This is a genomic window from Jannaschia halovivens (genome assembly GCF_046452375.1).
Classification (GTDB): Bacteria; Pseudomonadota; Alphaproteobacteria; order Rhodobacterales; family Rhodobacteraceae; genus Jannaschia; species Jannaschia halovivens.
The window spans coordinates 370,371-383,833 of the sequence record NZ_JBKFDJ010000001.1 but is presented as its reverse complement, the minus strand read 5'-3'; the positions used below and the strand labels follow the sequence as shown (position 1 = coordinate 383,833).

At 67.7% G+C, this 13,463-nt stretch carries 11 protein-coding genes; 5 read left to right on the top strand and 6 right to left on the bottom strand.

The window, feature by feature from the left end:
• Positions 1–103: 103 nt before the first annotated feature.
• Positions 104–1,681: a bifunctional metallophosphatase/5'-nucleotidase gene (locus ACK8OR_RS01980; protein WP_410187795.1), complete on the bottom strand. Its 1,578-nt coding sequence runs from the start codon at positions 1,679–1,681 to the stop codon at positions 104–106.
• Positions 1,682–1,800: 119 nt separating this feature from the next.
• Between ACK8OR_RS01980 and ACK8OR_RS01975 the strand changes: the two genes are divergently transcribed.
• Together ACK8OR_RS01975 and ACK8OR_RS01970 are read left to right on the top strand one after the other, a co-directional pair.
• A complete protein-coding gene (locus ACK8OR_RS01975) occupies positions 1,801–2,136 on the top strand; it encodes a DUF952 domain-containing protein (RefSeq protein WP_410187794.1) in 336 nt (111 codons plus the stop codon).
• The gene (locus ACK8OR_RS01970) at positions 2,133–3,179 is read left to right on the top strand and encodes a quinone-dependent dihydroorotate dehydrogenase (RefSeq protein WP_410187793.1); all 1,047 of its coding nucleotides are present in this window, start codon (positions 2,133–2,135) and stop codon (positions 3,177–3,179) included. The genes ACK8OR_RS01975 and ACK8OR_RS01970 overlap by 4 nt, the downstream gene beginning before the upstream one ends.
• On the opposite strand, the gene ACK8OR_RS01965 is transcribed toward ACK8OR_RS01970, so the two are convergent.
• On the bottom strand, positions 3,176–4,339 hold the full coding sequence (locus ACK8OR_RS01965) for a carbohydrate ABC transporter permease (RefSeq protein ID WP_410187792.1): 1,164 nt from the start codon (positions 4,337–4,339) through the stop codon (positions 3,176–3,178). The two genes, ACK8OR_RS01970 and ACK8OR_RS01965, sit on opposite strands and share 4 nt — an antisense overlap.
• 33 nt (positions 4,340–4,372) lie before the next feature.
• Positions 4,373–5,392: a carbohydrate ABC transporter permease gene (locus tag ACK8OR_RS01960; protein ID WP_410187791.1), complete on the bottom strand. Its 1,020-nt coding sequence runs from the start codon at positions 5,390–5,392 to the stop codon at positions 4,373–4,375.
• Between the two features lie 235 nt (positions 5,393–5,627).
• On the opposite strand from ACK8OR_RS01960, the gene ACK8OR_RS01955 reads away from it, so the two are divergent.
• Positions 5,628–6,251 carry a class I SAM-dependent methyltransferase gene (locus tag ACK8OR_RS01955; protein ID WP_410187790.1) on the top strand — a complete coding sequence of 208 codons (624 nt, stop codon included), beginning with the start codon at positions 5,628–5,630 and terminating at the stop codon, positions 6,249–6,251.
• A gap of 100 nt (positions 6,252–6,351) precedes the next feature.
• On the opposite strand, the gene ACK8OR_RS01950 is transcribed toward ACK8OR_RS01955, so the two are convergent.
• Positions 6,352–7,572: an ABC transporter substrate-binding protein gene (locus ACK8OR_RS01950; RefSeq protein WP_410187789.1), complete on the bottom strand. Its 1,221-nt coding sequence runs from the start codon at positions 7,570–7,572 to the stop codon at positions 6,352–6,354.
• A 203-nt stretch (positions 7,573–7,775) separates the two neighbouring features.
• Here ACK8OR_RS01950 and ACK8OR_RS01945 point away from each other — a divergent pair, with 203 nt between their 5' ends.
• Entirely contained in the window at positions 7,776–8,744 is a 969-nt protein-coding gene (locus ACK8OR_RS01945; RefSeq protein ID WP_410187788.1) for a nuclear transport factor 2 family protein, read from the top strand.
• On the opposite strand, the gene ACK8OR_RS01940 is transcribed toward ACK8OR_RS01945, so the two are convergent.
• Both ACK8OR_RS01940 and ACK8OR_RS01935 read right to left on the bottom strand, forming a co-directional pair.
• A complete protein-coding gene (locus ACK8OR_RS01940; protein WP_410187787.1) occupies positions 8,741–9,322 on the bottom strand; it encodes a biliverdin-producing heme oxygenase in 582 nt (193 codons plus the stop codon). The two genes, ACK8OR_RS01945 and ACK8OR_RS01940, sit on opposite strands and share 4 nt — an antisense overlap.
• Positions 9,323–9,372: 50 nt before the next feature.
• Positions 9,373–11,949, bottom strand: a complete 2,577-nt coding sequence (locus tag ACK8OR_RS01935) for an HWE histidine kinase domain-containing protein (RefSeq protein WP_410187786.1) — start codon at positions 11,947–11,949, stop codon at positions 9,373–9,375.
• Between the two features lie 385 nt (positions 11,950–12,334).
• Between ACK8OR_RS01935 and ACK8OR_RS01930 the strand changes: the two genes are divergently transcribed.
• Positions 12,335–13,459 (top strand): aminotransferase class I/II-fold pyridoxal phosphate-dependent enzyme, encoded by a 1,125-nt coding sequence (locus ACK8OR_RS01930; RefSeq protein ID WP_410187785.1) that lies wholly within the window; start codon positions 12,335–12,337, stop codon positions 13,457–13,459.
• Positions 13,460–13,463: the final 4 nt, after the last annotated feature.

The window sequence follows — 13,463 nt, the reverse complement described above, 5'->3', positions numbered from 1 at the left end:
GGCGTAACAGGACAGGCACCAATCGGCAAGCTGGAAAGCCGCATGCCGGACCGATGGCCCGGCATGCCGTCCTTCAAATACCCCTCAAATCAGGGCATTGCGGTCACTTGGCCATAATGCGCCCATCGGTGGCCGGCGTGTAGCTCCCGCCCTGCGCCGCGATGTAGTCGGCCACCACGACCTCCAGGCCCGGCCCGAAATCGTAGGCATCCTCGGCATCCGCGAACATGCCGTAGCCGTCGCCGCCGTTGCGGACGTAGTTGTTCGTCGCCACGCCGTAGGTCGCCGCCGGATCGAGGGGCTCGCCGCCGATCATGACGTCGCTGATCCGGCTGCCCGGCTCGGCGGCCGCGTCGAAGGCATAGGACATGCCGGCGACCTGCGGGAACCGACCCGCTCCGTCCGCGATTTCGCTGACCCCGTTCTCGAGCGCGGCGAGGATCGTCTCGCCGGTCGCCGTAAAGGTGGCCAACGTGTTCTGGAACGGCAGCACCGTCAGGACCTCGCCCATGGTGATCTCGCCCGCGTCGATGGACGCACGCAGACCACCGCCATTGGCGATCGCCACGACGATGCCCTGATCGGCCACGCGGTCGAGCATGGCGTCGGCCACGAGGTTGCCCATCGCGCATTCCATCGCCCGGCAGACCTCGCGCGAGCCTTCGATCACGTCGGTCGCCTCGCCGATGACGCGCGACTTCAACTCCTCGATGGGACCGGCGAGTTCGGCGATCCGGACCGCGATGGCCTCGTCCGCCTCGACCGACGCGTCGATCAGGTTGGTGTCGCCCTCCGCCGAGACCACGTTGCCCTCGGCATCGAAGGCCAGCACGAGGTGCCCGACATACTTGGAATAGGCATAGGCCTGCACGATGGGCACGTCGTTCACCATCGTGGGATAGGCCTCGGCCCCCTCCTCGGTGTTCGAGAAGAGCGTGTGGCTGTGGCCGCCGACGATCGCGTCGAGGCCGGTGACGTTCTCGGCGATCCTGCGATCCATCGGCAGGCCGACATGGGTCAGCGCGATGATCTTGGTGACGCCGTCGGCGGTCAGCGCGTCGACATCGGCCTGCAGCGCCTCGATCTCGTCCTGGAAGATGACGCTCGGCCCGGGGCTCGAGGTCTCGACCGTGTCGGTCGCCAGCGCCGAGACGATCCCGATCCGCTCGCCGCCGACCTCGAGGACGATGTGGTCGGCGACCTGGTCATCGCCCAGCACGTTCGACTGGCTGAGATCGAGATTGCCCGAGATGATCGGCACGTCCACCTCGCCGGCGAACTCGGCCAGCTGCTCGGGGCCGTCGTCGAACTCGTGGTTGCCCACGGCCATGGCGTCGAAACCGATGGCGTTCATCATCTCGGCTTCCACGTCGCCCTTGTAGGTCGTGTACATCAGCGAACCCTGGAACTGGTCGCCCGCATCCAGCACGATGACGTTCTCGCCTTCCAGCTCGGCCCGCTTGCCGTCTATGAAGGTCTTGATCCGGGCCACGCCGCCGAAGCATTCGCCCGCCGCGTCGTCCTCGGCCGAGCAGGTGCTGTCGAAGCGGTTGATGGGCTCGATCCGGCTGTGCAGGTCGTTGATATGCAGGATGTTCAGCGTGTAGGCCGCGTGCCCGTCGGCGGCGGCGGTGCCCGCGGTGATGGCCAGCGTGGCGACGGCGGTCAGGTAACGGTTCATCGAAAGAAACCCCCTCAGGTTGGATGGCGCGATGGTGCGCTCAAGGCGGGGGTCTGTCAAAGCGATATGCCGCAGCCCGCGCTTGACGCCGCGTCGACGTGCGGGCATCTGCCCGATCCATGATCTACAAGCTCTTTCGCACGCCCGAATGGGAGGCGCTCAAGGCCGACGAGACGACGCTCGGGGCGCCCGTGGACCTGGCCGACGGTTATATCCACTTCTCGACCGCCGCGCAGGCCGCCGAGACGGCTGCGAAGCATTTCTCCGGGGTTGAGGGGCTTTGGCTCGTCGCGGTGGACGAGACCGCGCTGGGCCCGAACCTGCGCTGGGAGCCGTCGCGGGGCGGCGAGGACTTCCCGCATCTCTATGCGCCGCTGCGCCGCGATCAGGTCTCCTGGGCCCAGCCCCTGCCCCTGGTCGACGGCAGCCACGACTTTCCCGCCGGGATGGAATGACGCCCGACCGCGCCGCCCTCGCCCTCCTGCACCGGCTCGACCCCGAGCGGGCGCACGGGCTGGCGATCGCCGCGCTCCGCGCCGGGCTGGGGCCGCGCGGCGGTCCGCTGACCTCCGAGCGGTTGCGGACGACCGTGGCCGGGCTGGAGCTGCCGAACCCGATCGGCCTTGCGGCGGGGTTCGACAAGAACGCCACCGCGCTGGCGGGGCTGGCCGGCACCGCGTTCGGGTTCATCGAAGTCGGCGCCGCCACGCCACGCCCGCAGCCGGGCAACCCGCGCCCCCGCCTCTTCCGGCTGACGGAGGACCACGCGGCGATCAATCGGTTCGGGTTCAACAATGACGGAATGGACGCGATCGCCGCCCGCCTGGCCGGACGGACGCGCGACGCAGTGATCGGGCTGAACCTCGGTGCAAACAAGGACAGCGCAGACCGCGCCGACGATTTCGCGCGCGTGCTGACGGTCTGCGGCGCGCATGTCGATTTCGCGACCGTCAACGTCTCGAGCCCAAACACCGAGCGGTTGCGCGACCTTCAGGGTGCCGCCGCGCTGGGCGCGCTGCTGGACGGGGTGAGGGCCGCGCGCGATGCCCTGCCCCGTCGCGTGCCGCTCTTTCTCAAGATCTCGCCCGATCTGTCCCAGGCGGAGCTGGCCGACCTGGCGGAGGCCTGCGCGGGCGTCGATGCCGTCATCGCCACGAACACCACGCTTGACCGGACGGGCCTGTCCTCCGGCCACGCGACCGAGGCGGGCGGTCTTTCCGGTCAACCGCTGTTCGAGCGCTCGACGCGCGTGCTGGCGCAACTCTCGACCCTACTGCCGGAGATGCCGCTGATCGGGGTCGGCGGGGTCGGGTCGGCGCGGCAGGCCTACGAGAAGATCCGCGCCGGGGCCTCGGCGGTCCAGCTCTATACCGCGCTGGTCTACGAGGGCCCGCGCCTCGCCGCCGAGATCGCCACCGGCCTCGACCGGCTGCTCGCGCGGGACGGCTTCGACAATGTCGCCGCGGCCGTCGGCACCGGCCGCGGAGACTGGACCTAGCCCTTGACCGCGCCCGCCGTTAGGCCCGACACGATCTGCCGCTGGAAGATCATCACCAGGAGGAAGAGCGGCGCGGTGATCGACACCGCCGCCGCGATGGCCTCGACCTGGTCGGTGGTCGTCGTCTCGCGGTTGAAGTAGCCCGCGATGGCCGGGACCATCGTCTGATTGGACGCGTCCAGCAGGAGCGAGGTCACGAGGAAGTCGTTATACGCCAGAAGGAAGCTGAAGAGCCCGGTCGTGATCACCCCCGGCCACATCACCGGCATGATCACCCAGCGGAACGCCTGGAAATGGGTGCAGCCATCGACGCGGGCGCTTTCGTCCAGATCGACGGGGATGTTCTGGAAGAAGCTGCGGAGCATCCAGATCGTGAAGGGCTGGTTGATCGAGACGAGCACGGCGATCACCGCCAGCGGCTGGCCGTAGAGGGTGGGCGCATTCTCTCCCAGGATCGGTGACAGGATCTCGGCCGAGTTGATGAAGACCGGCAGGTAGCCCGCGACCAGCACCGAGTGGGGCAGCGCGCGGAAGATCAGGGCTATGATCAGGATCCAGAAGGCGAAGGTGCTGCCCGACCGGGCGAGACCGTAGCCCGCCAAGGTGCCCACCGTCAGCGAGACGGTAACGACGCCCAGGGTGACGATCATCGAGTTGCGGAAGTTTTCGTAGAAGGCGTTTTCGACCCAGACGGCCTGGTAATGTTCGGTCGTCAGCCCGAGGACCGGCTGGCCGAGCGGTCCGAGCAGCCCTTCAAGCGGGGCGGCGATCCACGGCATCACCACGAAGAACCCGAGGATGAAGAGGACGGCGAAGCCCAGGGCGATGACCGCCCAGCTGAAGATCTTCTGCAGCGTCCCCTCGCCCGCCGCCATCGGCATCAGCCACTTGGTCGCGGCCTTGATCGACAGCCATGCGACACCGATCCCCAGCACGATATCAACGATCGAGAGGCCGTTGCCATCCGACATCGTGCGCGGACCCCGAATGACGTTCCACGCCGAGGAGGAGAATGCGTCCACCGGCGACTTGAACGACATCGCCAGCACCCAGACCAACGGGAAGGCCGCAAGGAACAGCCAGAACAATAGGAACAGGTTCGACGCCAGCTTGAGCGAGAACGGCTGCCGCATGGCGCGGGGGATGCTTGCGTCCGACATGGGCTCAGACTTTCTCTCTGGTGGGTGTCGACATCATCCGCCCCTGTGGTCGCGCCAGGTGCGGCGTAGCGGGGCCGCCAGCAATACGACCACCCCGATCATCGTCAGCATGGCCGAGGCGCTGGCCGAGGACACCGCGCGGTTCCCCGCATCGTCCGGTGTCAGGTAGTCGTAGGTCAGGTATTGCAGCGTGATACGGTGGCTTTCGGACGAGAAGCCGATCACCTCCTCGAAGGCGCGGTAGGCGTCCATCAGGTGGATCAGCGTGATGAATACGATCAGCGGCATCAGGTGCGGGATGACCACGTAGCGCAGCCGCTCCCAACGCGAGGCGCCGTCGATGATCGCGCTCTCGAGGGTGTCCTGGTTCACGGTCTGGAGGCCCGCGTAGAAGATCACGAAGGCGAAGGGGGCCACGTGCCAGACGCGGTAGAACATCATCAGGAACTCGATCGCCCAGCCATTGGCCGCGACGCTGAGATTGGTGTTGAAGAGCGCCTCCAGCCAGACCGTCACGATCCCGTCGCCGTAGAACAGCCAGCGGATCGACAGCGCGCCGATCACGGGGGTGATGATGAACGGCAGGAGCGAGACGAAGATGACCGGGCCCTTCACGGTCCGGGTCGCGTTGTTGACCACAATTGCAATGGCGAGGCCGAGGCCCAGCACGAGCGGCAGGGTGATCAGCGTGAAGGTCAGCGTGAAGCGCAGGGCCTTCCAGAAGTCGATCCGCAGCAATGCGCCGAAATCGAGGGACGTGATCGCGTCGATCGCCCGCTGGCCGCCCAGCACGTTGGCATAGCTTCCGAACCCGACCCATTCCGTCACGCGGATCGGGTCGCCGTCGTCGTCGAGCACCGGGATCGTCTTGACCTCGGTCGTACAGGTCTGCGTCAAGAAGCCGGGCGTGCAGGTCTCGACCTCCTGCGTCTGGAACACCGGATTGGTCACCTGGAACGAGTTGATGAAGACGGAAACCAGTGGGAACGCGATGAAGAGCAGCATCAGCACGACGGACGGTCCGACGAACATCGCGAAGGTCTTGAACTTCATGGCACCGCCCCCCGGCCGCTGTCCCTCCGGGTGAGCGTTGCATACGTAGTCAATCCTGTCACGGCTTTTCGAACGAGGCCCGGATCGCGACGCCTCGGGCGCGGCCGGCAAGTCGCAAGCCTGCGGCTCCTAGGCTCTGTCCAGCAAGGCTGGAACGCGCATTGACCGCATCCCGTTCGGTGCGGATCGCGCGCCGGATCTGGAACTCCCGCGCGCGGTCGGGCAGGCTTCTGCGATGACGCAAAGCTCCCCGTCCCTTACCCATGGCTACGACAGCGCCGCGCCCCGCTGGGGCGACAAGATGCGCGCGCTTGGCTATTACGACGCTTATCTCGGGTTCCTGTCGACGCCGCAGGATGCCCCAGGACCGGCCGCGCATGTGGTCGATATCGGCGCGGGCACGGCGGCCCTCGCCGATGCCTGGGTCGCGATCAACGGCGCCCCCGGCGCGCTGACCCTGCTCGACCCGAGTGCCGGCATGCTGGAACGGGGCGAGGCCGCGCTCCGGGCGCGGGGCGTGACGCCGCGCCTTGTGCAGGGGTTGCTGGGCGAAGCGCCAGTGGCGCCGGCGGACGAGGCGCTGGCTGCTCACGTCATCGAGCATTGCCCCGACCCGCTCGAGGCATTGCGGCAGATGCGCGCGATCCTCCGACCCGGTGGGCGGCTGCATCTGGTGGTGTCCAAACCCCATTGGTGCAACGCGATCATCTGGCTGCAATGGCGGCACCGCACCTTCGGTCGCACCGAGATCCTCGGCCTGCTGGGCAAGGCCGGGTTCGAGGTCCTGCGGACCTACGCCTTCCCGTCGGGGCCGCCCTCGCGAACGAGCCGGGGGATCGTGGCCCGCCGCGTGGACTGACGCCGGCGCCCGGCCCGAACGAGAAACGCCCGGCCCCCTTGCGAGGGCCGGGCGTGGTGCCGGGGCGGGTTCGTCCCCGCCCCGCGATCTGCGGATGGTCTTATTCGAGAAGACCGGCTTCCTGCGCGGCCGAGGTATAGGCCTCCTCGACGGCGGCCAGCGCCTCTTCGGCCGAGCGTTCGCCCGTGAAGAAGGACGGCAGTTCATTGCCCAACGCGGTGTGCATCAGACCCATCTGGCTAGTCGAGGGATAGCTCGGCGGAGCCGGCTGCGCGGTCGCCGTGGCGATGGCGCCCGAGGCCATCTCCGAGGGCTGGTAGCCACCGACGAGCCAGATGGCGTCGTCGTTGTTCGCCGTCACCATCGTTTCGTCGAGACCCTCCATCGCGACGCGGAACGCGGCTTCCGCCGTGGCGTCGTCGATGTTGCGCGCGACCACGAGGCCGTCCCACCAGAGCGTCGTCGCGGGCACGCCGCCGTCGACCGCGATCGGTGCGGCCGCGGAGCCGACGAGGCCCACGACCTCGCTCTCGGCTTCGTCGTCCATCGCCCCGCCGCGCGATGCCCAGAGGTTCGCCATGGCGATCTTGCCTTGCTGGAACTGCTGCTGGACATAGGTCGAGTCGGACACGAGGTACTCGGGATCCATGTACTCGGTCAGGGCCTGCATCATCTCCAGCGCCTGCACGCCCGCCTCGGAATTCACCGCCGGGGTCGAGTCGTCGTTGTAGAAGTTGCCGCCGAAGCCGACGAACATGTTGTTGAAGTCCTGCGCCAGGTTCCAGCCCGACATCATCGTGGCACCCAGCGGGTATTCCACGACACCGGCCTCGCGGATGGCGGCCGCCACTTCGAGAACCTCGTCATAGGTGGTCGGAACCTCGAGCCCCAGATCCTCGAAGATGTCCTTGCGGTACATGAGGTGCTGGGTGTTCACCATCATCGCGATGGCCATGATCTCGCCGTTGACGCGGATCAGCTGGTTGTCGGCGAGGTTGGCGCCATACTGCTCGACCAGATCGTCGAGCGGCCGGATCGTGCCCTCGTTCAGAAGGGGGGTGATTGTTCCGTTGGACACGCCGCCCAGCGCATAGAGCGACGGATCGGCGGCGAAGGCCGCGGGTTGCTTGGTCCGGAACTCTTGGTCGAGCTCGGCTTCGACATTGCCGCATTCGGCCATCGCGTCGGTGACGGCCTTCCAGGCCTCGAACCCGGCCGAGAGCGACTTGACCTCGACATCGTTCTCGAAGGCGCAGGCGGCCATGGCGGTGGAGCCCATCAGGGCGAACGCGCCCGCAAGGGCCAGTTTCTTCATCAGCATCGTAGTCTCCCTGTCGATGTCATTACATGCTCCCGGTTCGGGCCGGGTTTCGTCTGGACGCACCCTGCCGGGACGTGGTCCGGGTTTCAACGATCGACGCTTCAAACGCCGATCCGAACGTGCCACACCCTCCCGTGCATACGTTTGCAAAGACGCTAGCCGCGCCCCGCCCGCCGTGGCAAGCGCTAATCACGAGACCCGCCATGACGATGACCGCCCCCGACCCCCGCCCTGCCCTTGCCGAGGGCCTCGCGCGCCTGTTCCGCGACGAAGACCCGTCGATCCTCGCGCCGGATGCGGCGTGGGACATGATGGCGCCCGTCGACCGCGTGACGGGGCGCGGCGCGATCATGGCCGATGTGGTGGCGCCGTTGCGCGCGGCGCTGACGGGTCTGCACCGTCGCGACCTGATCGTGATCGGCGGCCCGAACCGGCGGGACACCGGGGGCGACTGGCTGGTCTGCGTCTCGCATTACGTCGGCATGCATGACGGCGCCCTCTGGGGTGTCACGCCATCAGGCAAGCTCGCTTTTCTGCGCGCCGGCGAGTTCCACCGACTGTCCGGGGATGGGCACCACATCGTCGAGAGCCGCATCATCCTCGACCTGCCCGACCTCATGCGTCAGGCCGGGCGCGATCCATGGGACGGCCATGGCCTCGGGACCGAGATTGCCTTCCCTGCCCCCGCCACGCAGGACGGCCTCTGCCCGCCCCGTGCCGGAGGGGCGGCCAGCCTCGACGTGGTCGAACGGATGCTGGGCGCGCTGCATGTCTACGACCCCGAGACGAAGGGCTCTGTTGGTCAGACCGGAGAGGGCGGCACGTGGGCCGACGACATGCTCTGGTACGGGCCCTGCGGCATCGGGTCGAATTTTCGCTGGGACGGCTTCGTCAAGGATCACCGGGACGCGTTCCTGACGGCCTTCCCCGACCGCAAGGGCGGCAACCACTACTGCCGGATCGGCGATGGTGACTATGCCGCCGTCTCGGGCTGGCCGTCGATGACCATGACGATGCGCGCGCCATATCTCGGGGTGCTGGCCCAGGATGCGAAACTGACGCTGCGGGTGATGGATTTCTACCGGATCGCGGACGGCCGCATCGCCGAGAACTGGGTGCTGCTGGATTACGTCGACCTCTACCGCCAGATGGGCCGCGACATCCTGCGCTAGCGGTGCGGCCCCGCGGCGGCGACGGACCCGGCGGCGGTCTCGAGGCGGACGGCATCAAGGTACTGGTCGAACGCAAGCCGTGCCCCGTCGATGGCCGCGTCGATCTCGGCCCCGTCCGTCAGGGCCGCGCCAAGCGCCGTCTTGAACGCGGGCCACGAGAGCTGGGGGCGATCGGTCAGGAACGCCGTCGCATCGGCGTCCTCTCCCACCTCGCCGCCCCGCACCGTTTGCGCCAGCATCCGGCCGCCCAGTCGCGATCCTTCGAGAACGTAGGCCACGCCCCAGAGCATCGCCGCCCCCATCGGCGTGGTCGTCCTGGTCGGCGGCATCGGGATGGCCATGCGGTCGAGCGCCTGGGCCAACGGGGCCATGCGTGGCGTCCAGTCGGGACAGATGGCCGCGAAGCCGCCCACCGTCAGGGCCGCCTCCAGCGGCGGAAGCGCCGCCGCTTGGACGCCGAGAAATCGGCGGTAGCCTTCGCGCGTGGCCAGATCGAAGGCGGACATGCTCGTGTCGAGTTCGACATGGGCGGCATCTGTCGCCGCGCGCAGCGCCGGATGCGCGCACGCCGCGATCATCGCACCCGCAGGCCCATCCGGCGGCATGCGCCCGCCATCGGCAGCCGCGGTCAAGGCTGGGACAGGTCGGACGGCAGGAGCTCGGCGAGGCTTGCGGCGAGCGTTCCGTCGTCGACCGGCTTGGTGAGGATGGGCACATCCTTGAACGACGGCGGAACGTCCACCGTCGAGCCGTAGCCCGTCACGAACATGAAGGGCACGCCCTTGGCCATCAGCTCCTCGCCGATCGCGAAGCTGACGACGCCGCGCAGGTTCATGTCGAGGATGGCCGCGTCGAACGGCTCCTTGCGGACCAGGCGCAGCGCCTCCTCGACTGTGGCGGCCGTCTCGACCACGGCCGCGCCGCGCCGGGTCAGGCTTTCGACCATGTCCATCGAGAGAACGATGTTGTCCTCGACGAGAAGGATGCGCGCACCCGATGCGACCTGCCGGATCTCGGTGATCTTGCCCACGACCTTGGACGGCGACTCTTCCGTCATCTGGACCAGCGTATCGGCCGGCAGGCGGAACGACATGGTCACGCCGCTTGGCGCGTAGTCCATCTCGACCGTACCGTCGAACTCGTAGGGGATCGCCTTCTCGATCAGGGTGCGGCCGAAGCCGTGCCGTTCGGGCTCTTTGACCTCGGGTCCGCCGAGTTCCTTCCATGAGAATTGCAGCTCGCCGCCCTCGATCGTCCACTTCGTGCGGACGAGACCCTCGGACGTGCTGAGTGCGCCGTATTTCGTGGCATTGGTGACCACCTCGTGGAAGACGAGCGCGATCATCGGGGCGACGTCGGGCCTGAGCCCGATGAGGGGTCCGCTCATCAGGACCTGGGCACTGTCCTCGGAGAGGAAGGGCGCCAGTTCGGTCTCGAGGATGCCGCGCAGCGACACACCGCTCATGCTGTTGGATACCGCGAGGTCATGCGCCGCGGCCAGCGCCGCGATCCGTTGCTCCAGTGCCTGCGCGTAACTTTCCAGCGACGCCGACGACGCCTTGGCCTGCCGTGACAACGACCGGATGAGCGCGAGGATGTTCTTCACCCGGTGGTTCAGCTCGGCGATCATCAGGTCCTGCTGACGCTGATAGTTCATCAGGTCCTTGTGCCGGTTCATTTCGGCCCGCTCGCCGCGCGCGGTGATCTGGGTCAGAAGGCGCTGCAACTCGCTCGCGGCTTCCAGATCGAACCCCGTCCAGTCGACCGACCGGCCCTTCTGCTCCTCCGAATAGGCTTCGAACGAGCCCCGCGGGCTGAGCCGCGCCCCGTGCGGCCCGAGCGAGACGTCCTTCTGCGGCTTGCCGGCCCATGTGACCTGCAGAAGCTTCTCGTCCCGGAAGAACAGCAACTGCAGCGGGGCCACGGCCGCGCAGCGGATAATCAGGCACCCGGCACTTGCGCCGAGGTCATGCGATCCTGCCCAGCCCTCGGCGGCGAGCGTAGTGGTTCCTTCGACGAGGTCGAAGCTGCTGGGGCGCCGGTTGCCGATGGCCCGGATCGCCTCGGCCGAGGGCACGGAGCCCGAGGTCTGGAGCTTGTCGTCGCGGATGATCGCCAGGCCGTCGCAGGCGATCACGTTCGCGAGGATCTTTTCCATGTCGGGGAACGAGTGCAGCAGGTCCGTGGCGGCATCGGTTTCGGCGAGGATCCGGCGCCGCGCCGCTTCGGCCTTGTTGCGCGCGTCCAGCAACTCGACCTCGGACCGCTGCTGGATAAGCAGCGACACCATCTGGCCGAAGAGTTCGGCCGCGATACGGACATCCGAACGCGTCGTCCTCGGCTGACGGTGATGGCACGCGAACATGCCCCAGAGCCGTCCCTCGACGATCAGCCCGATCGTCAACGTCGCGTGGACACCCATATTCGCGAGGTATTCGACATGGATCGGCGACACGCCGCGCAGATGCGCCAGCGAGATGTCGACCGATTCGGGATCCTCGGTGTGCCCCAGCAGGCCGACGGGTGTCTGGTGGACATCGCTCAACATCCGGAGCGGGGCCTTGATCTGCATCGTCCGCGCCTGCGTCGGCACGTCCCAGGCCGGGTAGCGCAGGCCAAGCAGGCTCTCGATGTCATGCATGCGCGCCTCGGCCACAACCTCGCCATCGCCGTTCGCGGAGTAGCGGTAGGCGAGGACCCGGTCATAGCCCAGGAGATCGCGCAGGCCGTGGACACAGGACTGCAGGAAGCGGTTCAGCGTGTCCTGCCGCGACGCGTGCGCCAGGAACAGGCGCATCCGGTCGATCGGGTGCTCCCGATCGCCATCGCTTTGGCTTTGTACGGGTTCGAGCTCGATGACGGCGCGGTCGTCCGGGCTGCGATGGGCGAAGATCTCGATGCGACGCCCCGCGACCTCGGCCACGCCGACGCGCTCGCGCTGGGTCTTGGCGGTCGGGAGGGTCAGCATGTTGCGGATGTCGTGCAGGACCTTCGGGTCAAGCACGGTGTGGAAGGACTGACCCAGAACGGACTTGGCGTCGTGGTCGAGCACCTCGGCGAGATTGGTACTGGCGAAGTCGATCCGCGACAGATCGAGCGGCCCGATCAGCATCGCGCCGAAGGGCTGGATGCGGCCCGGCCGGTGGATCGGCTCGCGGTCGCAATTGTCGAGCGCGAGGTCGCTCGGGTCGATCCATTCGTTCACGGGCCTGCCTCATGCAACCGGTTGGGTGCGGCTTCATAGCCCTTCCGCGGTATGCAACGGAAGGGCTAACCGGGTGATTTTCTTCCCATCTAGCGCAACATTTGTCGATCTCGAACCCTTTTGAACGCCGCCCGCCGGAGGGCGTGGTCGCGCCGAAAACCGGGGCGCACCACGCGTTCATGCAGCGCCGCAGCCTGTGTGAATTAACGTCGCGCGCGGTCGGACGCGGCGAGATCGCTTGCCAGAAGATCGACCGCGCCAGTCCGCAGAGACGCCACGAAGGATCGGACCACCTGACGTCGGGGCACGCCCCGCCGCTTGCCCATCGCTGCCGCCTCGACCAAACCCATCGGGAGCCGTCCGAAGGCGGAACAGGGAGACCGCGATGCAGATCGATCCATTCGGCGTTGAGATGTGGATGAACGCCCATGAGACGCGATGCCGCCACAACATCGCCGAGACCTGTGTCGACAGCCTGACGGTCGGCGAATTGCTGCGGCTTGCCGGGCGCAACGACGACGATCTGTCGGCGCTCCTGGCGATGAAGATGACCTATGGCGCGATCCCCGGCTCGGACGCGCTGCGCGGCGCCATCGCGTCGCTCTATTCGGACCGCATGGCCGAGGACGTCATGATCTGCCACGGCACAGCTGGGGCCAATGCGCTTGTCTGGCAGGCCATGGTGGGCGTGGGCGAGCGGATCGTCACGCTCGTGCCGACCTATCAGCAGCACGTGTCGATCCCGAAGGCGCTCGGCGCCGAAGTGGTCGAGGTTCCGCTCCGCCGCGAGGACTGGCTGCCCGACCTCGACGCGCTCCGGGCGGCGGCGCGGCCGGGCACGAAGATGATCGCGCTGACGAATCCGAACAATCCGACCGGAAGCCTGATCGACGGCGATCTTCTGGCCGAGATCGTTCGGATCGCGCGGGCGGCGGGTGCCGATCTCCTCGTGGACGAGGTCTATCGCGGCACGGCGCAGGAAGGCCCCGGCGCGACGCCCTCGGTCGTCGATCTCTACGAGCGCGGCATCGCGACGGGCGGAATGTCGAAGGCGTTCTCGCTCGCGGGACTGCGGCTCGGATGGGTCGTCGGCCCGCCCGACGTCCTCGAGGCCGTTTCGCATCACCGCGACTACACCACGATCTCGGTCGGGCGGATCGACGACCATCTCGCGACCATCGCGCTCGAACAGGCGGATCGGATCCTCGCGCGGTCGCGCGCCATCACGCACGACAACCTTGCCATCGTGGACGACTGGCTCACCCGTGAGCCGCTGGTCGACTGGGTGCGGCCCCGCGCCGGGACCGTGGGCCTCCTGCGCTACGACCTCGACCTGCCCTCCGAGCAGCTCTGCCTCGACCTCCTGGACGAGGAAGGCGTGCTCCTGACCCCCGGCGCCGTCATGGGGGCCGAAGGCTACCTGCGGATCGGCTTCGGCAACCCCGCGGACACGCTGCGCGACGCATTGCCGAAGCTGTCGGCCTTCCTTCGGCGACGGGCCGCCAGTTAGGGCC